Here is a 20465-nt window from a genome sequence, read left to right on the forward strand (position 1 = left end):
CTCCTATCGCAATAAAATATTGTTATGGTCTTCAAGAGACTGAATGGCAGCACTTTTTTTTTCATCTGTAATGGCATCTGGCCATAGTAGTTCAGAAGCCTTTACAGTGCATAAGCGTGCTGTCATCACGGCACGTTGATCTGCCTCTGTTGCATCAACAGTGGCAAAAGAAATCCCCGCAGGGATTTGACTGCCATCTGATGCTGCTGGATTAAGGGGGGTATATTTTTTTGACGCGGTAATTTTTCCCATGACAGTTCCTGCTTCAATGAATGCTCCTGAAGCAAAAACCACTTCTTCGTTTGACATATCCGTATCGTAGGGTCCAAGATAAGCGCCATTGCGGATGTCTTCATAAAAAACTTGACTCATTTTATTGTCCTCCAAGCTGTTTCCCATTTTGCATGAATTTTTTCCTTGCTCGTCCCATCTCTATGGGGAGCTGTGGTTGATAGTTTTAAAGATGCGCTTTTCGAGACAGCTGCGGTTAAAACAACATTTTTTGCTTTCTCAACACTCATGCCGCTTTTAATGGCTTTTGCTGCATCAAAAGAAACGCCTAAGCGCTTTGCTTGCCTTTCAAGGTTTGTCAGTGCCTCGCCACGTTTTCTTTCCTTTTCAAGAGCCGCTTTTACGCTTTCTTGTTTATCTTCGTCCTCATCTTCGTCTTCGTTTTCCTCTTCTTCGTCGAAGTCTTGAGTGTCTTCGTCAATGTCGCTCTCGTTTTCGTCCTCTTCGTCCTCATTGATGACGTCGATAATTTTTTCATCATCTTCTTCGGCGCGGTATAGGGTGCGTGCCATGTGTTTTGTCCTTTTTTTGTTGCTGTTGGGGTTTGTGATATGGAATCCGTTAAGGCTTCCAAAGCTTGCGCAAGAGTGCCCTGCGCATCTGCTAATCCAAGCTCTAAAGCTTGGGTGCCTATAAAAGTTTCTGCTTTTGTGTCACGAATTGCGTCCGCACTCAGAGGTCTGTTTTTTGCAACCCAATCGACAAACATTTCGTAGAGCAGGGTGCAATCGGCTTGCATTTTTATCTGTGCTGTATCGCTCAAGGGTTCGTGAGGATTGCCATGCGTTTTGTGATCACCTTCAAAAACAAAGGTCCATTTAAGCCCCTGTTTCTCATCCGCACGAGATTGGTCAAGATGGGCGCAAACAACCCCAATGGAGCCTACAACACCGGTGCGTGTAATCCATATTTGAGAAGCCGCACAAGCAATGGCATAAGCCGCCGAGCAAGCAAATTCATTGGCATGCGCCCAAATGGGCTTGGCATATTGTTTTGAAAGGGTTTGAAACTCTTCAACCAAATCAAAGATGCCACCGGCTTCTCCCCCACCACTATCAATATCAAGTAAGACAGCATTCACATCAGGCTGTGCAATGGCTTCACGAAAAGAAGCCCTTAAACCTTCATAAGAAGTCAAACCCGATAAAGCTCCAAGCCATGCACCGCGGCGTACAAGCGTGCCATGAACGGGTATTATAGCAACATTGTTTTGCACTACGTAAGTTTCTGGTGGTCTGAAAGGAGCCCCATTCTTTTCTAACAATGCTCTCATGGCAAATTTTTCTCCTTCAAAAAGCCGTGGGGCAAGAGCATTAAGGATGATATCAAGCTTTGTCGATGCAAGCATATGAGGAACACCAAAAAGCCGTGATGCCAAAAACGGCATGTCAAGATTATTCACCATTTGCCTGCGCCTTACTGTCTTGGTTACTTTCATAACTCTCAGAAGTCTCTGAATCTTCAGTATCAATTAGTTGATTGCTAGCAGAGGGCGCTAGCGCATTATCGGTATCAAAGGATAAACCCCGCGTGCGTGCATCTGTGCGTTCTTCTTCGAGTTCGGCATGAATGTTATCAATATCAAAGCCGCGCTCGGCTAGTGCCATACGTCGTGTTTTCAAGCCAGCACGAATTTCTTCTTTTTCTGCCGTGATATCCTTGATGGGATCAATCATTTCAAGGGGTGGTGCAAAGCTTTCACATTGAAGCCATGGCAAGGAATTTTCTTCCCATCCTGGTAAATTCACGCATTTGCCAAGCACTGCCATTTCGACAAAGCGTGCCCAAACAATTCGATTAAACTGAAAAGCAATGATATGTTCTCGCCATTGTTTGACGTGCCGTCTAAACTGAATGATAGAGGTTCGCACATTGGAGAAGTTCCCCCGCGTAACATCTCCTGTCACAACAGCATAAGGCATATTGAGAGCAGAACAAATTCTTGAAATATTGCGAAATTGAAAAGCCTCATAAGAGCCACCAACCTCAACAGGATTTGAGAATGTAATTTGTTTTTCACCATCGACCACGTTAACCGAGCCAGGGTAAATTGGATACTCTTCGGGGACCTCTTCAACCTTCTTTTCCACCTTCTGTTCAATTTTCGTTTTTTCACGATTCTCCTCTAACTCTGCCTCATGAGATTCCTTCCCTGTAATAAATACCGCAAAAAGAGCCGCTGTTTTTTTTCGTTCAAGTTCTGCATCATCATAGGATTCGAGTTGAAAGATTTTTGTCATACAGCGCGTTATTTTTGGAGAACCGCGCAATTGTCCAGCAATCCGGCGCTCTTTGATATGAATGACCATTTCAGCAGGCACACGTATGCGCTCTTGACTCTTAAATGCTTTGTTTGCAGGGTAATCATCATAGGGGTGATGTTTCCAGAAATGATAAGCAACGCGCTTACCACTGGCATCGAATTCAATTCCCATACGAATGTAATTGCCTTCAATCTCAGCCGGTTCATTATAGGTGAGATCTAGCATTTCAGTAGGATAAACTTGCAACTGAAGAGGCACACCAGAGCACCCATAAAGGTCAACATAATGCAATCTTACAAAGCATTCGCCGGTTAAAAAGACCTCTCGTGCAATGGTTGCTTGCAGACCATAAAAGCTGGCATCTTCGTCGTAGTCTGCTTCATCAACCCATTGCCACCATAAGTCTAAAAGCTTTTTCTTTTCTTCTTGAAAGCCTTCAATGCGAGGATAAGGTTTAATCCCATCACTGACAGCCGCAGAGACCCATTCCTCCGTTGCAGACCCATAAAGAGATTCATTGTCATAAAGCCATCTTGAACGAGCAACAATGGTATCACCACATTCTTCAATCGCTTTATTGATATGTTTTTTTGCAGGGTCAAAACCACTCATACGGCGGCTTTTGCTTGCCGCTTCAAAATGGGGATTGTGTTGACGAGAAATTGTAAAAAAGCCTGTAATTTTATTGAACAAACCAGCCATTAATAGCCTCGTGAGATATTAAAATAGAACACGCGTGAACCTTTGCGCCCTTCAAGGTCCGCTATTTGCTTATTCAGCATCTCAAGAGCTCTGCGAAGTTCCTCAACAGAGCGGTTGCTTACTTGCTTATCGCCATGACGCACTGATTGCGCTCCCGAATAAAGAGCCTCTTCAATTTGTTCACGCCGCCTTTTTAAACTTTCCAGTCTGTCAATTTTTCTATTAATTGGTTCTAAAGTTTCATCCACAAATTACCTCCAATCCCCTCGCATATAAGGATTTATCACTGTTCTGAATGGCTTCTTTTGAGGCTGTGCTGCCTGCAATCTTTTTGGAGAAGGGGAGGGCACATGTTCTGATGTTGGCTGCTCTAAAGCGCCTTCAATTTTAAGTTTTTCCAAACGCTCTTCTAAGATATCGACTTCTCGGTTAAGGTTTATTCCTGCCGAAATCAGACCTTGCAAAGCAGCATAAGCATAGACCCTACAATCCAAGGCTTCGTTTCTTGCCTTTTCACTTTTTTGCCATTCAATACGCTTGAAGCCTTTAAAATATTTAATGACTTTTCTTTCAGCGGTTAGCTGGTCAAAATATTCCGGGTCAAGGCTTTTGTGAAAGTGTGTTGCACCAGCCCCCGTTGCTTCAGGACCTGATTTTTTAAACCGTGCTGTAATGATATCTTTCGCGGCGTCAACCCCAACAATATAAAGATTAATCTGTCCTTTATTGTTTTTGCTTGGTCGGCGTGGCCAGACCGCACGCCAGCCAGCTTGTCCCTTAATGCCCCAGATACGCCGCCCCTCCCGCGGGCGTACATAATTATAAACTGCCTGTGTATGTCCACCACCAGTATCAATACAAGCCGCTGTTATCCTAATCCCCTCTTTATAGCCTGGATGCGGCCAGCGTTTTGCAAGATATTCATCCAATTGGTCCCACACTTCAAAAGAAGAGGGGTCACCAAGGATAACTTGGTAATCAATATGCCAACTTTCTTCACTACGCCCCCATCCCACCACTTCAAGCTCTAAACGATCATTTTGCACATCAATGCCTGCTGTCAACACGACGGCTTGTTCTGGTGCAAGGGGATAATCTTCGCGTTTTGCATAGAGGCTGTCTGGATCAACAACTTCGCCTGTTCTGTCCTCCCATGGCTCTCCAAGAACTGTATTGACAAAAGGCTGTAGAAGAGCTGGATCATCTTTGGCATTTAAAAACTCTCTTGCACATTCCCCCCATGTAAGCCAAGGTGAATAGAGTGCCGAAATATGATAAGAACGCAAATTCGGTCTGCTTGACTCACTGGTTGGGACCCAGCATGCACCTCTTTCTTCACACATGAGATCTGTTTTTCGGTGTTCGGCATGTTCATGACCACAATGCGCACAAACAAAAACAGCTTTTTCGGGAGCTCCTTTTGGCCATTTGATTTGTGACCAAACAATCGGCTGGAGTGTACCACATTCATCACAAGGCACGTTGTAATATCGCTGGTCTCCTAGCACAAAATCCTTGGCAATACGGCTTGTGTCACGATGGGTTGGGGTGGACAATTTAAAGATCTTTCGTTGTACAAAGGTTGATGTGCGCTTTTCCGCAATCATCACTGGATCACCTTCGTTATCGACACTGAGAGGATAACCATCCACTTCATCCAAAATCAGATAACGAATAGGCATAGAACGCAGACCAGCTGCACTGTTTGCTCCTGTAAGCATCAGTGCTCCACCATCAAACTCTTTCGAAAACATGGTATTCCCGCTGTCACGTGTTCGCGCTGGGGCTATGCGTTCACTTAAAACTGGACTTGCCATAATCATGGGATCAAGCCGCGTCTTTGAAAGCTTTTTGGCTGTCTCAACGGTCGGCATGACATAAAGGGCAGGTCCTGGACTATAATGAATAGCATAACCGCAGAAATTCAATCCTGCCTCTGACATGCCAACCTGCGCTCCTTTCATGACAATGGTTGTTTCAATCGGTTTGTGAGAAGAAAGATTATCCATGATTTCGCGCAAATAGGGGGTGCGTTTTGTTCTCCACAATCCAGGTTCAGCACTGGCTACGGTGCTAAGGTATCTATTCTTATCCGCCCATTGGGAAACCGTATACGGTGGGTCCGGTTGTCTTGCATCATTGGCATGGGCGAAAAATTCTGTAACAGCATTCTCATCCATTATTCATTCTTTGCTCGCTCCAAAACTCTCTCATTCTGGAGGTTGAGGATCATGATAAGGAACTGGAATATGAACAGCTTCAAGCAAAGCCTTTCGTATGTAATAATCAATGGCACCGATCAGACTTGCAGCATCACATCCAACTTGTGCGGCAATGCTTGCACCAAATCGATGCGGAAAATTCAACATGGCGTCACGGTGTGCTCTTCCAAACTCACGCGCTGCTCTCTTGACTTCTTCACGGTCAACGGTTGTTTCGCGTAAGCGTTCAAGGGCAATCTTCTCGCTTTCAAGAGCAACTTGCATTCGCTCCAGTTTAATCTTGTATTCATTAGCGCCCTCTGTAGAGGTTTGTTTGATCTTTGTTCGCGGTTGACCATCCGGTGCTAAAAATGGAGCAGGGCGTTTTGTTGGATTCTCATTCCAGATGGCTGTTGCAAGCGCTTCATTGACAGAACCATCTTCAAAAAGAGCAGCATCAAATTTTCCTGTCTTAAATCGAGAAACCACCGCATTAGGAGAAACACGCATCTTTTTTGCAAATGCCCGAAGCGATAAACCCTTACGCGTTTTCTTAGTCATAGTGGCTCCATTTTGAATGGTTTATACGAATTATTGTACACTTTAATTATTGACAAGGTTTTATTTTTCGTGTACATAAAATATATGAAGATAGTGTGGGATGAACCAAAAAGAGCTTTGAACATTATTAAACATAAGCTTGATTTTGCTGATGTTATTTACTTTGATTGGGAGCATGCCCTTATTGATGCAACCCATTCAAACCGCATGAAGGCTCTTGGACATTTTGCGGATGGCACAACAGTTATTGTTTTTGCAAAGCTTGGCAATGAAGCAATATCCATTATCAGTTTTCGTCGAGCTAATAAAAAAGAAAGAGAGGTTTTCAATGACTATCAAAAAAACCTTTGAAGCAGGATGTGATTACGCAAAAGAAAATTGGGATGCTGTGGATTCTCCACCATTGACAGATGAAGAGCTTGCACGCTTAAAGCCAGCTAAAGACGTTTTACCAGCCTCCTTTTTTAAGTATGTAACAGAAGAGCGCCGTAAACGTGGGCGTCCCCCCGTTGAATCTCCTAAACAAGCGGTTACTCTCCGTCTCGACCCAAACGTTATTGCTTCTTTTAAAAAACAAGGAAAAGATTGGCGCACACGTATGGGTGAAGTCTTAAAAAAAGCAAGCGGTTGTTAAGATAACCCTCTCCCCATTTTTGAGAACGGGGAGGGGACTTCTGTTTTTGAACTTAAGCAACCTTTTTAATAGGGCTCTCGAAATTCGGTTCATAAGTTTTCAACAAAGGTTCCATAATCGGAGGAGGTTTTAAGGCTCCAAAATTTGTAATCATTGCTAAAATTTTGAGTGCATTCGGACTTTCATCTTGAAGCTTTAAAATTAAAGTTTTTTCTATCGCATCCATAGTTTCAATGAGAGCACTAAAAGCTTTATCTTCAACATCATCACGATCAGAAAACTGATACAACGCCATCCACAAATCGCATAAAAAATCAATACTGGTTTTCATTGCACACCTCCATGGATTTGTTCTCTCAAACATGCCAATCCTCTCGATGTGATTTTTGTGGAAGGGAGTACCTTTTCTGTACCATCCGGTCTTTGAATGGTGATAGCAGGGCAATCCATGAATCCTTTCTTGATCTTGTCTTGATAAGGCAACAGAGGTGCTCCTGGAGCCCGTCGATAGACCCAGTCATGTTTGCGCAAGTAATCGGTTAAGTCCTTTGGTCGCACCTCTAATATCTTTGCAGCTTCAATAAGACCAAACAAACCATCAGAGCGCTTTAAACCTTCTAAAGCTTCTGCTTTTGGAGTCAATTCAGCAATGGTGTTATCCTTCTTCTCGATTTGATTTTGTAGGTGATTCAAGACACCAAGTAATGCTTCGGGTTTAGAATAGTCAACTTGTGGTGTTGCTATTTGCTTTTCCAATTCTTGCCAACGGTCAATAATCTTTGCTCGTAAAGTAGTGTTATAACCAGAAACAAGAATTAGACATTCACGCTTTGGAAGGTTGTAACAAGGAAGTGTACGCCCTGTTGAGTCTTTGTATAATCCTGAAAAATCACTCACCCCAAATTTGGGGGCAGTACTTTCAGAGTTTAATTCTCCTAACATTTGTTTAATGTCACGCATGACATGGTCATGTCTTTTACCGCACAACTCAGCAATTTCGCGACTAGACATAGTCTGAGTGGTAGCACTATTAGCAGTGCTTTCTCTAATTTTTATAAGAGTGTTCATAATGAACTCCTTGTTGATAGATGTTTCTTAATGACACTCCAAAAGAGCGCCGGGTGCTAAGAAACACGGCAACAAGCCCGTCGTTATGCTTTTCCCCCGAAAGGGTATTTTATGACATAACCACACCCGACAAGACCAGTATACGCTATACGCGCATAATGAGTCAAAGCCTTTACAATGTGCGGAAGACTGATTATTTCGGCAACCAATCCGCTTGTTGTTTTGAGGTGTTTCTTAGGCACCTGATTCGACAATATGCATAACGTCACTGCCTTGTCAAGTGATAAAAACTTTTTTCTAAAAATAATACGCTATTGTACAGTGTGTATATGAATACACATTAAATTCGTTATTTTTCAATATATTATGTGTACAATGTACAGTCATTTTGAAAATTCTGTCGCTAGCGATAGTTCGCGCTCGTCCGCCCCGCAACGAAGCCAACCCGCTGGGAAGTACCTTTTGAATTGATTTTATTGACTTTTTTATGGAAAAAACAAAGCATAAATGATGGTCTTTTTTTTAAATTGCAATAAGAATAGGGAATGCTTAAACTCATAAAGATATGGAATATAGAGATAAAGCTTGAGAACATGATCTAGCCTTTTTTATTAGCAGCGTATTCTTGACGTTTAAGTTGTCTCTGTATATTTTTGGTTAATCTTTCATTGGCATATTGTGCAATAGCGCTTGCAATCTCTGGCTTGGACATCACTTTAGCAATTGATGGTCCTTCTTGTTTTGCAATGGGGAATTGGTCTCCATCATCTCTTTGAAACACATTCCCTCCCATTTTTAACTCAACACGTTTTGGAAAACTGCCTCCCATGATAAAACCATGGGGCAAGATTTCTTTCTTTTTAAACAGTGTGTAAGTTACGCCGCGTTTTGTTTCTTTTGCCTTAAAAAATTTAAGAGGTATCGGTGTTCCAGAACCAATGATATCTGTCTCGAGAAACTGTGCGGTAGCCTTGTCTTTAATATAAACACCTTTTTTAACGCGCTTTGGTTGGGCGGATGAGAGGTCGGCAACTTGCTTCTCAGTAAAGCGCTCGACTTGCTTTGCTGCAGTGTTTAGAGCATTACGCAGAGCCCAATTAAGGCGAGGGGCTTGAAGGCTTGTGAAGGTATCTTTTGCCTGTTGAAGATACCATTTTTGGTGGATAATTAATTTCAACTTTTAAGCCTTTTGGGGGGTAGATGTTGATGGCTTGGAAGCTTTAGGTGCTTTTGGTTTTTCGAATGAGGGTTCCTCTGTTACTGTTGAGGTTTCCTCTGTTACTATTTCAGATGATGTTTGGTTGGGTTCTTTTTCTACCTGCTTAATCTGTTCAATTGTCTTGTCGGGTTTTATTTTTGTTTTGACATCAACAAAGGGTTTAGCAGCATTTGCACGCTTGAGACGAGCGTAGACTTGATTAGAAATCTCAACAAATGGATTATTGGGAGTTGAAGTTTCAAAACGAACAGTGCTTTTATTATCGCCAACAACACACATTGGCTTGGTGATGATTGCTTTCATCTTCGCTCCTTTTGAGGCAATGAATTAATGACATCATTGGTCACTTAATGGCTTTTGTTATGTGCAAAATAGGTTAGCCTTTTTTATCAATAAAAACAGTGCTTTAAGCCCTCTTGAAAGCTTAAGATTTTATCAAATTTTAGGGGATATTTTTGAATTTTAGACACAATACGACTAGTGCAGTAACGTCATTAAATAAAATTTTTTACACATTGTCAATAGAAAAAATCTATATTTTGTATTTTTTTATTTTTTTGATCAAAACTTGGTATTTTAAAAGCCGCTTTTTAATTTTCTATAAATAACAACATATTTGTTTCATTTAAACATTTTAGATGTTATACTATATTTATGAATAGCCAAGAATTAAAAAGATATCTTACAAAGCATGGTTGCAGTTTTACTTCGGGGAAAGGCGGTCATTTAATTGTAAGACTTGGTTCTAAAAAAACGGTTTTGCCAATGCATGGTGCGCGAAAAGAATTAGGAACGGGATTAGTTAATAAAATTCTCAAAGATCTTGATCTAAAGTAAGTCTGAATATGGAGATGTAAATGAAATATGCACTTAAATTTATCAAAGATGACAATGATACTCTTCTTGTCGTTTGCAAAGACTTTCAAGAATTTATTACCTATGGTAACGATGAAAAAGAAGCTTTAGAAAATGCTAAAAACGCACTTTTAACAGTTATTATGGGGCGTTTCCAAGATCGAGAAGTTGTTCCGTGTGGTATTTATGATGTTACCTATCCTTTTGTTGAAGTCTCTTCATTGGTCACTTTAAAAATTGCAATACATAACGCTATGATTGAAAAAGACTTACGCAAAGCTGATCTTGTGCGTCTTTTAAAACTTCACCCAATACAAATTGACCGATTGTTGGATTTAAACCATGCAACAAAATTAGATGCCTTAGAATCCACTCTCATTGCTCTTGGAAAAGAGATCTCTATTAATATTCAAAATGCTGCTTGAATTTAGCGGTTTTGTGTAAAATGTTTATGAAGCGCATTAAGAGCAATGCGCAATGAAAGCACAAGGTGTGGTAGTGATTGATCTTCTATAACAAGATATTGTAATGCGGCATGAAGGTTATATTGACGGTGTAAACATTGAGCTTCTTGAACAACATCTTTTACAGCTAAAAGATGTTCTGTTGCCTTCTGTACCCATTTCTCTCTTGCTCCGTTATCAGAAGTTGTAGGCATTTCATCATAAATTGCATTTGGTAAGGCTTTTGCACATAGGTAATTGTTTTTCACTTCAAGATATTTTTGTGCAGCATCATACTGATCTTGATTAATCACACCTTGCAGATAAAGCCGTCCGATATAAGTAGCGGAAAGGGGATTTTTTGCTTCTTCTATGGTTAAGCCAAATCGCTTGGCACGCATTTCAATTGCCAATTTATCAATCGGTTCACGCGGTATTTTTGCTCGCGAGATACGACCATTGGGTTCTCTGATACATCCATTAATACGAGGACGTCCACGTTTTGCATGTTTTTTTCTTTTAGCCATATTTTTTCAATCAGAATGGGACGCTATCATTAAGAGATGCGCTATAATCTTGAGTACCTGAGGCAATAGCATAACTTTGAGAAGTAATGGGTGAGGGGTGTGCCGATTGTTCTTTCTTTGCATCAAGCAAATGCAGTTCACCTTTATATTGTGACAAGACAATCTCTGTTGTGTAACGGTCATGACCATTTTTATCTTGCCATTTACGGGTTTGTAATTTGCCTTCTATGTAAACCTTTGAACCTTTACTGAGATACTGAAGTGCTATTTTTGCCAAATGTGGATTAAAAACCACAATGGAATGCCATTCCGTTTTCTCTACTTTTTGATTGGTTTTTTTATCGGTATAGCTTTCAGAAGTTGCTATACTAAAATTGACTATTTCAGCTCCAGAAGTCATGGTTTTGCTTTCAGGGTTAGCACCAAGGCGTCCGATTAATGTCACTTTGTTTAGCATGTTTTTTCTTACCTTAAATTTGTATTTAAATACGTACAAAATCCTAGCATAATTTTATTATTTTTTCAATTATTTCAAAAGGATATTATTAATTATTAACATATAACATTATGTTTTACGGCATACCTATACGATAAGGAGATCAAGGTAATTTATTTTGCTGTTTCTTTTCTATTTTCTTCATGAATTCCTTGAACTCTGTTAGATTTTTTTGTGAAAGGCACTTAAAATTTCTAACAAACGGGTTAGGCATTTCATGGTTAAGTGGATCAGAAGAGTTTATTGTAAAATTCTTGCGATAAATATCAGCTTCTTTTTTTAAGAGAGAAGCCATATCTTGATCTAAATCGTATAATTCTATGACCTTTTCTTCCATACCAACGGGCACAGATTTTTTGCCAATCTCGACAGAAGATAAAAACGCTACAGATATACCTAATTTCTCAGCCATATCTAATAGACGCTCTGCATGATCTATACGAATTTTACGTAAGGTTTTGCCAAATGGTGTAAGCATTTGATTAAAGCTCCTATTCACGCAATCAAGCTGCTTTGAGAAGTGATATTGTGTTCTTTTCTAAGAATTGAGGCATTTTGATTTTAGGCGAAAAAATCATCAGTTCAGTAGCTTGCCTTTTCTCCTGTAGAGAATACTGTATGTTGAATTCTACTAAGGGATATTTTCTGTACAAAGATTTAATTTCTTCTACATTATCATAGGTGATCAACCAGGGCGCATTCACATGTTGGGAAAGGGTATTTTCTAATACCTGATGATCGTTAGCTTGATAAAACGAAGCATATAATCCTCGTCCTTTTTTAAAATAAGGAGGGTCCATATAAAAGAAAATATTTTCATCTTTATCTGTCCCATAACGTAGCAAAAACTCTCGTGCATCTAACCGTGTTAAATGTATCCTATCTTTGTGCGTACTTATGCGAAGAATGCGTTCAATGATGTTTTTTTTGTTAAATCGGCAATTTATTTTATAATTGCCATTTTGTCCTTTGCCTCCAATTGGACCAGAATTTTTAATAATTCCAGATCGATTTGTACGATTTAAAAAGAGTGCAGCAAATCCTAGGCTAAGTACATCTGCTTGTTCAGAAGAAATTTCTTTTTGTTTATACCATTCTTCTAAGCTAACGGCCGTTGTGTTAATTTTTTCTATTAATTCTTCTGTTTTGTGTAAGACACAATGCCAAAAGCTCCAAATGAATGGATCAATATCGTTAATATGAATATCTTTAACGTCATTATTCAAAAGAAGCTTGAGCGCAAGCCCACATCCACCAGCAAAAGGTTCCCTATAGGAACATCCATTTAATCCATTTTTTTCAAAAATTTCTTTGATTTTTCCATAAAGTATGGCTTTACCGCCTGGATATCTCAATGGTGAGCAGATATGAGTCATTGCTACACCCCTTTCAATATGTTTGTGATTTCTTTAGTTGATTTCATTAATAGAGTGTTAAGAAGATACAAATAGAGTGTTAAGAAGATACAGCACCGATTAACCTAAAAAGTCTTAATAAATTGGAAATTTTGCTATGGCTTTTTAGTACAAGACTGTAGTATGTAGATGGATATATTTATTAAACTGCGTGTACGAAACATAAGAAACAATACACAGCATAAAAAATAGTACCAAAGCACAATGTCTAAATACCCAAATACGGTATCCAATGAAAAAGAAAACTGGTGTTCCACGTGCTTAGAAATGACAGGCAAAGAAACAGCCTCTTCATAACTATTTGGAAAAATTAAAACGACAAGCGCTAAAATTATTAGCTTTAAGAGTTTGTGCATATATTGCTGTAAATCATGTGTTAGGATCACCCAACCCGTTGTATCATCATGTTTATATTTTAGATTATTTTGCAATTCAAAAGGAATATGAGAATTGCATAAAATTACAAAAATATTTGTTATTATTATCAAACCAAAAGATGCAAATATCAAAATACTTTGAATAAAATAGGGATTTTTTTTAATGTCTAAAAAGCATAAAAATATAAAGGCTATAACTGCAAACAAAGCTCTTAACTGTTTATCTGTAAACATATTCATTTCCTGCGGTTTTCGATAGTTTTTTGATCTCTCTGTTAATCTCGTCTATAAGAGGCTCGTAATTGAGAACGCTTTTCGGAATAGCACCACCGTATATCCATGCTTTTACTTGTGCCTTGGTACTGAAATCCGCATTCTTTGGTATGGTGTAATACTGACCACCGTCAAACTTTTCACACTCTCTTGTACCATCAGGATATTCATAGAGATTATAAAAATACTCTGCCGCCCCATCTCCCCAAGGAACATACCCAACAGCCGTTGCAATAAATTTTTTGTGCATTACTTGCATAGGCTGTTTACGTTTTTTAAAGAATCGTCGTTTTAATATTTCCATTTTAATTTCTATTTTTACCAATAGGTTAATTTACCTCAAATTTGATCGTACAGAGCGTTTTGTATTGCGGATGTGGTTTTCATCATAAAATTTTTAAATCGCTCTGTACGGTACATTTTTGTCGATTTAAACGCATATCTAATTACAAAACCATCAGCTCTTTTCACTGAAAAGGATTTAAACCAATCTCCGTTTTTTCAAGCATTTGCATCAGTTTATCCCATTTTTCAGCAGAAACAGGTTCTCCTTTCGGCTTAATCTCTGGTCTATCGAGTGAGGTAAATATCCCTTTAACAGTAGTTCGAATATCGTCTTCAAGCTTTTCACAGTAAAGCAGAAGATCAGCAGAAGCGGGCATGAATGTTGTCGACAAGCCTTCTGCTTTACCCTTCATCACATCCCTTGTTGCGGTTTTGATTGCCCAACGGCTTAAACCATCGAGAGAAAAAAGATAAGCAACAGCTGTGGCTTTTTCATCTTCTCCAGGTTGGCTTTTAAGTCCACCAGAAAGCATGAGAAACATAGCTTTTATTTCTTCCTCAGAAGCTTTTTCATCAAGCATTTGCAAAGCTTCTTTACCCAACGAAATAATTCTCTTCGCTTCTGCAGGTGATGGCTTTTTGCCTGGTAGCCAATGGAATGGAGGGTTTTGCATCATCCTCGAACAAAAATTTGTACGGACTGTCTGCATTTTTGAAATCGGACATGTGTTGTGTAATTCTATAGGCACGACCGCGCTGTTGTCCTGTTTGGGAATTGGTTTGTGTTCCATAATTTTCTCCTTGTTTGTAATTTTTTGAATTTCTCACCCAGTTACGCCACGTTGCTTGCCAATCGATTTTGGTTGCGTTTGCTCCAGCTTTTGAACGCCAGTAATCTCGAAACTTTGCGATTTCGACTTTGATACGCTCTGGAGGCAAGCCCTCTTCGATTGCAAAATCGTAATCGGGTTCAAAGTCTTCAGGCAATCGACAGCCCCGATTAGCTTTAACCCGCTTGGCTTTTTCCGGAACGTTTTCTTGCTCGTGAAGGGGTGGTTGGTTGGTCTCTACCGTTTCGATTTGTTCTGATTGGCTTTTGAGAGCATCATCCTCGATTGGCTCTTCAACCAAATCGTTTGTTTCTAAATTTTCAGAACCAATTTCTTTTTTTGCTAATACGATAGTATTAGTTTTTTTATTATATATGTTATTGTTAATGTTATATGGTATCGTTTCCGTATCGCTTTCGTATTCATTCCGTATAGAATTCGTATCGCCTTCGTATTTAGCTTGTATAGATTTCGTATTATGCTTTACGTCTTTTTCTTTAGATTTTTTCCATCTAGCACTAACAGCTTTTGATGCCGCTTCTGATTTTCCGGCGCTATCACTTAATTCTGCTTCAACATCTAGATTCCATAAACGACCGTCTGCTAAACGAATAATATGACCTGTGCTCTGTAAAACGTCTAATGCTTTGACAAATGCCTTTACTGAATAGCCAGTATAATTAGCCCAAACCTTAATGTTATTTAAAAGAGGTTCACCTGTGTGAAGCATTTGCAACCGTAATCTCATGTATATATTGCCTTCAATAGAAGACAAATAAGTGAGATCAAGAATCCATTTATCAGCAAAAAGCCTTGTCCATGGTATTTTACTGGACATGCATACCCCCTTCTTTCTTTAAATATAAAATTGCCAAAGCATCTGCTTCATTGTCATCACAAGGCGCGTGACCTTTTGCACGCATTGCCTTAATCATTTCTTCTTTTGACGCATTCCCTTTTCCTGTCGTCGCTTTCTTAATCGTACCAACGGGAATGCCTTCATACGGTATCTGATGATGTTCACACCAAGCTGTTAGAGTTGCTAGAAAGCCCCCATAAACATGAGAAGCGTCTGTACCCACATGCCGGCGTACTTCTTCAAAATACACCGCATCAATTTCATAAACAGATCTCTTTAGTTCAGTAAGCCATTTCTTAAAGCGCAGATAACGCATACCACCGCCTTCAAAACGGCGTGATTGAAAATGTTCTGTATCGCTTGTGATAAAACCATCTGCATCACGAAGCGCCCAGCCAGTCTTAGTCCCTAGATCAAGACAGAGAATGGTTTGTGCATTAGTGATCATAATCCCCCCTGCTGTTGCGTATTTATATGTGTGCTATGACAGAGCGTGTGTGATTAAGCTTTTAAAAATTGTGCTGCTGGTGCTCGTTATCATCCGTAGGAGCAGTAGTAAAAGAAGATATTTGAGGTGATATAGTGTCATATGATTGCGCCCCATAAAAAAACGAGAAAAAGTCTTCTGCCTTAATTGGTGCTCCAATTCTTTTAGCTTCATTTAAAAGGATTGGGATATGTTTTATCGGAATTCTTCCACCAGTTCCACCTTTTGATACAGGACGGAGCCAGACATACACACGTGTTCTATGAACCCCAAGCAACTGAGATACCTTACGAACCCCACCTAACAGATTTATTATTTCATAAAATTGTTTCATAGCACATTATGTAGCGATTATAAAAACAATGTCAAGAAGGAAAATTGATAATGAAGTTACATGTTGCTAAATTAGAAAATGACGGTTGTATACAACGTACCTACAATAAAGATATGACAATAAGTATCTCTCAATGGTTACAAAATGCCTTATCTGAAGCTGGATTAAGCCAATCAGAGCTTTCAAGACAGCTAACCGCTTCTTTAGGTCGCTCGATAGATCGTGCTGCCGTCAATAAAATGCTAAAAGGAACAAGAGATATTTCTGCTCGAGAATTATTAGAAATATCAAAACTTACAGGTGCTTCTATTCCCACTAATCACTTAGTTCCTTTGATTGGATCTGTAGGAGCCGGCGGAGAAATAATCGCAATAGATTCTGGTTGTCTAGAAGAAGTAGAAGCCCCGCCATCTGCTCCTAAAGGAACTGTTGCTGTTCGCGTGGTAGGTGATTCTATGTTTCCAGCCATTGAAGAAGGAAGCCTTCTTTTTTATTCCTATCATCTGCCACCAGAGAATCTTATTAACAACCGCGCTATCATAAAAACTAAATGTGGAAAAGTTTATATCAAAGTATTACGTCTCGGAAAAGAAAAAGGGAAATGGGTTTTATCCAGTATAAATGGAAAGTATGCCGATATCGTAGATGTAGAGTTAGAATGGTGTGCACCTATCGACTGGATTAAGCCAGCCAGAATATAAATTAATATTTTTATATTTTTTCCAGCAGGTCTTTAGTTTATTACTTTTAAAAAAATTTTTAAAATCGCTACATTTTTCTATTGACTTTGTTTTTAAAATCGCTACATTGGTATCCATAAATTAACACGAACAATCGCCAAGAGGCGTTAGGGAGGGGAAATTATGGAAAAGCCAATTCTCATTCATTCCAATGAAATTTTATTAGTTGCCTACGATAAAGAGCAATACATTGCAGAGTCTGGACCACTTGATGCAAGCCAAGTTTTAAGCATTGTTGATGAGGTAGATGATGCAATCCAAATCTTTCGCATCAATCCCTCTGAGAAGAGTTGTGAAGATATTTCTGAAGAGATTGCAGACGCATATGTAGAAGCAAATATTGAACATCTCTATGAGGATAGTAAGGTTCATTATTTTGTAGGTGAAAGTGATGCTTACCATGACCTTTTAGATGATTTAGCAAAAGAAAAATATAATGATGAGGTCTACGGGACCTATGAACAGCAGCACCGTTTGCGTCCTTGTGATGTGCTTTAAAAATTCTAAAGGGCGTTTTTAAGAGCGCCCCCTTTTTCCCATCAATCCCAGCCAATATGAGGTCCGTAATGGAAAAGCTAATTGCTATCCAGCAAAATACAAATAAACACGAAACAATTCCCACCATGTCTAGCATTGAAATTGCAGAGTTATGCGGTAAAAGACATGCCCATGTAATGCGAGATATTCGTAAACTATTTAGCGAACTTAAAATCGACCTGAGTAATTTTGCTGGATTATACAAAGATTCAACAGGTCGTACTCTTCCTTGTTACCATCTTCCTAAACGTGAATCTCTTATTGTCATTTTAGGTTACAACACTGTGTTACGCGCAAAAATCATAGATTATTGGAAAAAATTAGAAGAGCAAGCAGCTAATCCCCAAATCGATTTTTCGAGCCCTGAAATACGAGCAGCTATCATGATGCATCTTAAAAATAAAATTAAACAGACTGCATAGGAGTTCATCATGAACACTCTCATAGAGATTAAAAAACAAATCATTGATCAGGAAATAGTTCAGACAGTAAATGCACGTGATCTGCATGCATTCTTAGAGGCAAAACGTGACTTTTCAAATTGGATTAAGGACCGTATTACCAGATACAATTTTATAGAAGGACAAGACTTTGTAAAAACACAAGATTTGCGGTCGCCAAATTTGGCGAGCGCAAAATCTAGGGCTGTTATCGCGATTAACTACTATCTCACACTCGATAGAGCCAAAGAACTTTCTATGCTTGAGAACAATCAGAAAGGGAGAGAAGCCCGTTTATACTTTATCGAATGTGAAAAGCGTGTAAAGCAAGTAGTAACACCACAAATCGACTACTCAAGTCCAAAGGCTATGATTGGCTTTTTGAATTACCTACAAGGTCAAATAGATCAAAAAGACACTATCATTGAAGATTTAACACCAAAAGCCATGGCTCTTGAAAGCTTACAGCGCCATGATGGGCTCTTTGGTCTTACAGAAGCTGCTAAAATACTCGAGATGCAACCAAAACAATTCATTCAATTTTTACAGCAAAAAGGTTGGATTTACAGACGTGCAGCGGGTGGAAATTTGCTACCGTATCAAGACAAAATCCAAAAGCAGCTTATGGATTGTCCAACGATCACACTTCAAACTGCAAGTGGAATAGAAAAAGTCATTCCTTGTGCAAAAATTACCACAAAAGGCATGGGGTTGCTGTCTCAAGAACTTAAACGACAAAGCATGCATTAAGAGGCAATCATCATGGAAAAGAAATACGAACTGACTGATGAAATAGACATGGTTTATTTGTATCAATTTTTGAATTTTTTAATTGACAATATACTATTAGTATATATATGCTCGAATCAGGTGCCTAAGAAACATCTTGAATCGATAGCGGATAGATTGCCGAAACAATCTTTTCTCCGCGCCTTAAAGACTTTGACTCGTTGTATGCGTGTAGCATATAAAGGTTTTGTCGGGTGTAGCTATGCCATACAATACCCTTATGGGGAAAGCATAGCGACGGACTATCGACCGTGTTTCTTAGCGCCCGGCATTCCTCTGGAATGTCAATAAGAAACCTCTAATCGATAGGAGTTCATTATGAACATTCTTATAAAAATTACGGAACAAACAATTGATCAAGAAATAGTTCAAACAGTAAATGCACGTGAGTTGCATACGTTTTTGAAGGTCACATCTCGTTTTAACGATTGGATTATTAATCGTATTAAAGAATACGGTTTCCTAGAAAATAAGGACTTTGTGAGTTTTACTAAAAATTTAGTAAAACCTAATGCCCATCAAGAAAATCAAGGTGTTATGAGTTTCGGTAAAAATTTACCGAAACCTAAAGGTGGTCGTCCAAGTATCGAATATCACCTCACTCTAGACATGGCAAAAGAGCTTTCCATGGTTGAACGCAATGAGAAAGGCAGACAAGCTCGTCGTTACTTTATTGAGTGTGAGAAAAAGTTAAAAAGCCAATCTGTTGATTATGATAATGATACACGCTTTGATTTGCCAAGCTATTGGGAGGGTATGAATGCTGGTGAAAAAGCTCTGTATCTTTTAGGTCCTATTCATGTTCGTCTTATCGATGCTTTCAGAGTAGATGAAGAAAACAGAAGATACAAAGCTCTCATTAAAGAAGCAAAACAGGTGTTAGCAAGATCTGTCGTGAAAGCTGCTTAGATTTAAAATATGATCTCATCTTCTCGTCTTTACAGGCGGGGAGGTGTCAAATCACACAGTCCCTAGAAACAGGATTCTAATAACCAAACCAACTTTTAACACATGCGTGATTCACGCCACGGGGGAATTGCGCGCAATGGAGGAAAGCAAAATGAATGAACAAAGCACGAACTTAACAGAAGTAAACAAAACAAACAATTGTGAAGTCAAATCTACAGCTATGGACCTTATTTTAACAAGAGCCTTAGAAAATGATGTCGATATGGACCGTCTCGAGCGTCTTATTGCATTGCGAGAAAAAGAAATAGAACGACAAAACTATCAATACTTTGTTTCTGATCTTTCTGCTATGCAAATGGAATATCAAAAAATACATAAAAACGCTAAGAATGCCCATACAAATAGCCAATATGCGACCCTTGACCAACATATTGATGCTGTAAAGGAAACTCTGTCAAAATACCACTTCGCTTTGTTTTCTCGTATCAAAGAACAAAGTCATGACACTATCGTCATAGAAATGACGTTGACACATCCTTCAGGAAACAAAATATCAACAGAAGGGAAATTTCCTTATGATGTTAAAGGATGCAAATCAACTATCCAATCGGTAGGCTCCACCATCACCTATGCACGTAGATATCTCTTAGGTATGCTTCTTAATGTAGCAAGCAAAGAAGACGATACAGATGGAAACATGCCTATCAAATCTGCTGTTCCACAACAGATCAATGAAATCAAAAGCCTCATATCACAAACCCAAACAGAAGAGGAAAAAATACTTGCTTATGCAAACGTTGAAAAGCTTGACGATATGTCTAATGGACAAGCACAAACGGTGTTACATCTTTTGAAAAGTAAACAAAACAAGAAAAAGGTAGAAACGGAACACTCTTTACCATCACAAGAACAACAAACGGCGGTGTGAA

At 39.1% G+C, this 20465-nt stretch carries 31 protein-coding genes; 10 read left to right on the forward strand and 21 right to left on the reverse strand.

The features are described 5' to 3' along the window. Positions 1-3 precede the first annotated feature (3 nt). Genes BTR_RS01650 through BTR_RS01680 form a run of 7 tightly spaced genes read right to left on the reverse strand, consistent with a single transcriptional unit; the run spans position 4 to position 6019 of the window. Positions 4-372, reverse strand: coding sequence for a head decoration protein (locus tag BTR_RS01650; RefSeq protein WP_012230814.1), 369 nt, complete (start codon positions 370-372; stop codon positions 4-6). After that, positions 369-749: a hypothetical protein gene (locus tag BTR_RS01655; protein WP_244393515.1), complete on the reverse strand. Its 381-nt coding sequence runs from the start codon at positions 747-749 to the stop codon at positions 369-371. Before BTR_RS01655 ends, BTR_RS01650 begins: the two co-directional genes overlap by 4 nt. Further along, positions 632-1696: a S49 family peptidase gene (locus tag BTR_RS01660; protein WP_038473247.1), complete on the reverse strand. Its 1065-nt coding sequence runs from the start codon at positions 1694-1696 to the stop codon at positions 632-634. The genes BTR_RS01655 and BTR_RS01660 overlap by 118 nt, the downstream gene beginning before the upstream one ends. Continuing rightward, the gene (locus tag BTR_RS01665; protein WP_012230821.1) at positions 1686-3257 is read right to left on the reverse strand and encodes a phage portal protein; all 1572 of its coding nucleotides are present in this window, start codon (positions 3255-3257) and stop codon (positions 1686-1688) included. The genes BTR_RS01660 and BTR_RS01665 overlap by 11 nt, the downstream gene beginning before the upstream one ends. Then, positions 3257-3505, reverse strand: a complete 249-nt coding sequence (locus tag BTR_RS01670) for a phage head-tail joining protein (protein ID WP_012230825.1) — start codon at positions 3503-3505, stop codon at positions 3257-3259. Before BTR_RS01670 ends, BTR_RS01665 begins: the two co-directional genes overlap by 1 nt. Before the next feature lie 3 nt (positions 3506-3508). Continuing rightward, positions 3509-5437, reverse strand: a complete 1929-nt coding sequence (locus tag BTR_RS01675) for a phage terminase large subunit family protein (RefSeq protein ID WP_012230826.1) — start codon at positions 5435-5437, stop codon at positions 3509-3511. Positions 5438-5467: 30 nt separating this feature from the next. Further along, positions 5468-6019, reverse strand: a complete 552-nt coding sequence (locus BTR_RS01680; protein WP_012230827.1) for a hypothetical protein — start codon at positions 6017-6019, stop codon at positions 5468-5470. Between the two features lie 84 nt (positions 6020-6103). Between BTR_RS01680 and BTR_RS01685 the strand changes: the two genes are divergently transcribed. Together BTR_RS01685 and BTR_RS01690 are read left to right on the forward strand one after the other, a co-directional pair. Further along, positions 6104-6370, forward strand: a complete 267-nt coding sequence (locus BTR_RS01685; protein WP_038473250.1) for a BrnT family toxin — start codon at positions 6104-6106, stop codon at positions 6368-6370. After that, a complete protein-coding gene (locus BTR_RS01690) occupies positions 6348-6653 on the forward strand; it encodes a BrnA antitoxin family protein (protein WP_012230834.1) in 306 nt (101 codons plus the stop codon). The genes BTR_RS01685 and BTR_RS01690 overlap by 23 nt, the downstream gene beginning before the upstream one ends. A gap of 52 nt (positions 6654-6705) precedes the next feature. Here BTR_RS01690 and BTR_RS01695 read toward each other — a convergent pair whose 3' ends face one another. The 4 genes from BTR_RS01695 to BTR_RS01710 form a co-directional block, all read right to left on the reverse strand. Continuing rightward, positions 6706-6984, reverse strand: a complete 279-nt coding sequence (locus BTR_RS01695) for a hypothetical protein (protein WP_012230838.1) — start codon at positions 6982-6984, stop codon at positions 6706-6708. Next, entirely contained in the window at positions 6981-7721 is a 741-nt protein-coding gene (locus BTR_RS01700) for a phage regulatory protein/antirepressor Ant (protein WP_012230839.1), read from the reverse strand. The genes BTR_RS01695 and BTR_RS01700 overlap by 4 nt, the downstream gene beginning before the upstream one ends. A 598-nt stretch (positions 7722-8319) precedes the next feature. Beyond that, a complete protein-coding gene (locus BTR_RS01705; RefSeq protein ID WP_012230840.1) occupies positions 8320-8898 on the reverse strand; it encodes a hypothetical protein in 579 nt (192 codons plus the stop codon). A 3-nt stretch (positions 8899-8901) separates the two neighbouring features. After that, a complete protein-coding gene (locus tag BTR_RS01710) occupies positions 8902-9243 on the reverse strand; it encodes a hypothetical protein (RefSeq protein ID WP_012230843.1) in 342 nt (113 codons plus the stop codon). Positions 9244-9594: 351 nt separating this feature from the next. Here BTR_RS01710 and BTR_RS01715 point away from each other — a divergent pair, with 351 nt between their 5' ends. Further along, on the forward strand, positions 9595-9777 hold the full coding sequence (locus tag BTR_RS01715) for a type II toxin-antitoxin system HicA family toxin (RefSeq protein WP_038473253.1): 183 nt from the start codon (positions 9595-9597) through the stop codon (positions 9775-9777). A gap of 20 nt (positions 9778-9797) precedes the next feature. After that, the gene (locus BTR_RS01720) at positions 9798-10220 is read left to right on the forward strand and encodes a type II toxin-antitoxin system HicB family antitoxin (protein ID WP_012230844.1); all 423 of its coding nucleotides are present in this window, start codon (positions 9798-9800) and stop codon (positions 10218-10220) included. A gap of 2 nt (positions 10221-10222) precedes the next feature. On the opposite strand, the gene BTR_RS01725 is transcribed toward BTR_RS01720, so the two are convergent. The 10 genes from BTR_RS01725 to BTR_RS01770 form a co-directional block, all read right to left on the reverse strand. Next, entirely contained in the window at positions 10223-10765 is a 543-nt protein-coding gene (locus BTR_RS01725) for a hypothetical protein (RefSeq protein WP_012230845.1), read from the reverse strand. A 10-nt stretch (positions 10766-10775) separates the two neighbouring features. Further along, positions 10776-11222, reverse strand: a complete 447-nt coding sequence (ssb, locus tag BTR_RS01730) for a single-stranded DNA-binding protein (protein WP_012230846.1) — start codon at positions 11220-11222, stop codon at positions 10776-10778. 142 nt (positions 11223-11364) lie between these two features. After that, positions 11365-11739 (reverse strand): helix-turn-helix domain-containing protein, encoded by a 375-nt coding sequence (locus tag BTR_RS01735; RefSeq protein ID WP_012230847.1) that lies wholly within the window; start codon positions 11737-11739, stop codon positions 11365-11367. A gap of 25 nt (positions 11740-11764) precedes the next feature. Beyond that, positions 11765-12637 carry a DNA adenine methylase gene (locus BTR_RS01740; protein WP_012230849.1) on the reverse strand — a complete coding sequence of 291 codons (873 nt, stop codon included), beginning with the start codon at positions 12635-12637 and terminating at the stop codon, positions 11765-11767. Between the two features lie 134 nt (positions 12638-12771). Further along, on the reverse strand, positions 12772-13287 hold the full coding sequence (locus BTR_RS01745; protein ID WP_038474438.1) for a hypothetical protein: 516 nt from the start codon (positions 13285-13287) through the stop codon (positions 12772-12774). Then, positions 13274-13630 (reverse strand): hypothetical protein, encoded by a 357-nt coding sequence (locus BTR_RS01750; protein WP_012230851.1) that lies wholly within the window; start codon positions 13628-13630, stop codon positions 13274-13276. Before BTR_RS01750 ends, BTR_RS01745 begins: the two co-directional genes overlap by 14 nt. 163 nt (positions 13631-13793) lie before the next feature. Further along, positions 13794-14213 (reverse strand): hypothetical protein, encoded by a 420-nt coding sequence (locus tag BTR_RS01755; protein WP_012230856.1) that lies wholly within the window; start codon positions 14211-14213, stop codon positions 13794-13796. Next, positions 14206-15279, reverse strand: coding sequence for a DUF1376 domain-containing protein (locus BTR_RS01760; protein WP_012230859.1), 1074 nt, complete (start codon positions 15277-15279; stop codon positions 14206-14208). Before BTR_RS01760 ends, BTR_RS01755 begins: the two co-directional genes overlap by 8 nt. Further along, positions 15269-15748 carry a crossover junction endodeoxyribonuclease RuvC gene (locus tag BTR_RS01765; RefSeq protein ID WP_012230860.1) on the reverse strand — a complete coding sequence of 160 codons (480 nt, stop codon included), beginning with the start codon at positions 15746-15748 and terminating at the stop codon, positions 15269-15271. Before BTR_RS01765 ends, BTR_RS01760 begins: the two co-directional genes overlap by 11 nt. A gap of 61 nt (positions 15749-15809) precedes the next feature. Further along, positions 15810-16121, reverse strand: coding sequence for a helix-turn-helix domain-containing protein (locus tag BTR_RS01770; RefSeq protein ID WP_038473256.1), 312 nt, complete (start codon positions 16119-16121; stop codon positions 15810-15812). Between the two features lie 50 nt (positions 16122-16171). Here BTR_RS01770 and BTR_RS01775 point away from each other — a divergent pair, with 50 nt between their 5' ends. The 6 genes from BTR_RS01775 (at position 16172) to BTR_RS01805 (ending at position 20464) form a co-directional block, all read left to right on the forward strand. Continuing rightward, positions 16172-16822, forward strand: a complete 651-nt coding sequence (locus tag BTR_RS01775) for a LexA family transcriptional regulator (protein WP_012230862.1) — start codon at positions 16172-16174, stop codon at positions 16820-16822. Between the two features lie 162 nt (positions 16823-16984). Then, positions 16985-17359: a hypothetical protein gene (locus BTR_RS01780; RefSeq protein ID WP_012230863.1), complete on the forward strand. Its 375-nt coding sequence runs from the start codon at positions 16985-16987 to the stop codon at positions 17357-17359. Positions 17360-17427: 68 nt separating this feature from the next. Next, a complete protein-coding gene (locus tag BTR_RS01785; RefSeq protein WP_012230865.1) occupies positions 17428-17820 on the forward strand; it encodes a Rha family transcriptional regulator in 393 nt (130 codons plus the stop codon). 9 nt (positions 17821-17829) lie between these two features. After that, positions 17830-18588 carry a phage antirepressor Ant gene (locus BTR_RS01790; protein WP_012230867.1) on the forward strand — a complete coding sequence of 253 codons (759 nt, stop codon included), beginning with the start codon at positions 17830-17832 and terminating at the stop codon, positions 18586-18588. Positions 18589-18945: 357 nt separating this feature from the next. Then, positions 18946-19536 (forward strand): phage antirepressor Ant, encoded by a 591-nt coding sequence (locus tag BTR_RS01800; protein WP_012230869.1) that lies wholly within the window; start codon positions 18946-18948, stop codon positions 19534-19536. A 151-nt stretch (positions 19537-19687) separates the two neighbouring features. Beyond that, entirely contained in the window at positions 19688-20464 is a 777-nt protein-coding gene (locus tag BTR_RS01805) for an ERF family protein (protein WP_012230871.1), read from the forward strand. Position 20465: the final 1 nt, after the last annotated feature.

This window comes from Bartonella tribocorum CIP 105476, from assembly GCF_000196435.1.
Lineage (GTDB): Bacteria > Pseudomonadota > Alphaproteobacteria > Rhizobiales > Rhizobiaceae > Bartonella > Bartonella tribocorum.

Excerpts from the sequence above, each read along its gene's own strand:
- BTR_RS01765 (WP_012230860.1), bottom strand. The coding sequence starts at position 15,748 with ATGATCACTAATGCACAAACCATTCTCTGTCTTGATCTAGGGACTAAG.
- BTR_RS01720 (WP_012230844.1), top strand. The coding sequence starts at position 9,798 with ATGAAATATGCACTTAAATTTATCAAAGATGACAATGATACTCTTCTT.
- BTR_RS01750 (WP_012230851.1), bottom strand. The coding sequence starts at position 13,630 with ATGGAAATATTAAAACGACGATTCTTTAAAAAACGTAAACAGCCTATG.
- BTR_RS01775 (WP_012230862.1), top strand. The coding sequence starts at position 16,172 with ATGAAGTTACATGTTGCTAAATTAGAAAATGACGGTTGTATACAACGT.
- BTR_RS01675 (WP_012230826.1), bottom strand. The coding sequence starts at position 5,437 with ATGGATGAGAATGCTGTTACAGAATTTTTCGCCCATGCCAATGATGCA.
- BTR_RS01805 (WP_012230871.1), top strand. The coding sequence starts at position 19,688 with ATGAATGAACAAAGCACGAACTTAACAGAAGTAAACAAAACAAACAAT.
- BTR_RS01685 (WP_038473250.1), top strand. The coding sequence starts at position 6,104 with ATGAAGATAGTGTGGGATGAACCAAAAAGAGCTTTGAACATTATTAAA.
- BTR_RS01780 (WP_012230863.1), top strand. The coding sequence starts at position 16,985 with ATGGAAAAGCCAATTCTCATTCATTCCAATGAAATTTTATTAGTTGCC.
- BTR_RS01690 (WP_012230834.1), top strand. The coding sequence starts at position 6,348 with ATGACTATCAAAAAAACCTTTGAAGCAGGATGTGATTACGCAAAAGAA.
- BTR_RS01790 (WP_012230867.1), top strand. The coding sequence starts at position 17,830 with ATGAACACTCTCATAGAGATTAAAAAACAAATCATTGATCAGGAAATA.
- BTR_RS01740 (WP_012230849.1), bottom strand. The coding sequence starts at position 12,637 with ATGACTCATATCTGCTCACCATTGAGATATCCAGGCGGTAAAGCCATA.
- BTR_RS01665 (WP_012230821.1), bottom strand. The coding sequence starts at position 3,257 with ATGGCTGGTTTGTTCAATAAAATTACAGGCTTTTTTACAATTTCTCGT.
- BTR_RS01760 (WP_012230859.1), bottom strand. The coding sequence starts at position 15,279 with ATGTCCAGTAAAATACCATGGACAAGGCTTTTTGCTGATAAATGGATT.
- BTR_RS01745 (WP_038474438.1), bottom strand. The coding sequence starts at position 13,287 with ATGTTTACAGATAAACAGTTAAGAGCTTTGTTTGCAGTTATAGCCTTT.
- BTR_RS01700 (WP_012230839.1), bottom strand. The coding sequence starts at position 7,721 with ATGAACACTCTTATAAAAATTAGAGAAAGCACTGCTAATAGTGCTACC.
- BTR_RS01800 (WP_012230869.1), top strand. The coding sequence starts at position 18,946 with ATGAACATTCTTATAAAAATTACGGAACAAACAATTGATCAAGAAATA.
- BTR_RS01785 (WP_012230865.1), top strand. The coding sequence starts at position 17,428 with ATGGAAAAGCTAATTGCTATCCAGCAAAATACAAATAAACACGAAACA.
- BTR_RS01650 (WP_012230814.1), bottom strand. The coding sequence starts at position 372 with ATGAGTCAAGTTTTTTATGAAGACATCCGCAATGGCGCTTATCTTGGA.
- ssb (WP_012230846.1), bottom strand. The coding sequence starts at position 11,222 with ATGCTAAACAAAGTGACATTAATCGGACGCCTTGGTGCTAACCCTGAA.
- BTR_RS01710 (WP_012230843.1), bottom strand. The coding sequence starts at position 9,243 with ATGAAAGCAATCATCACCAAGCCAATGTGTGTTGTTGGCGATAATAAA.
- BTR_RS01725 (WP_012230845.1), bottom strand. The coding sequence starts at position 10,765 with ATGGCTAAAAGAAAAAAACATGCAAAACGTGGACGTCCTCGTATTAAT.
- BTR_RS01660 (WP_038473247.1), bottom strand. The coding sequence starts at position 1,696 with ATGGTGAATAATCTTGACATGCCGTTTTTGGCATCACGGCTTTTTGGT.
- BTR_RS01770 (WP_038473256.1), bottom strand. The coding sequence starts at position 16,121 with ATGAAACAATTTTATGAAATAATAAATCTGTTAGGTGGGGTTCGTAAG.
- BTR_RS01695 (WP_012230838.1), bottom strand. The coding sequence starts at position 6,984 with ATGAAAACCAGTATTGATTTTTTATGCGATTTGTGGATGGCGTTGTAT.
- BTR_RS01735 (WP_012230847.1), bottom strand. The coding sequence starts at position 11,739 with ATGCTTACACCATTTGGCAAAACCTTACGTAAAATTCGTATAGATCAT.
- BTR_RS01680 (WP_012230827.1), bottom strand. The coding sequence starts at position 6,019 with ATGACTAAGAAAACGCGTAAGGGTTTATCGCTTCGGGCATTTGCAAAA.
- BTR_RS01715 (WP_038473253.1), top strand. The coding sequence starts at position 9,595 with ATGAATAGCCAAGAATTAAAAAGATATCTTACAAAGCATGGTTGCAGT.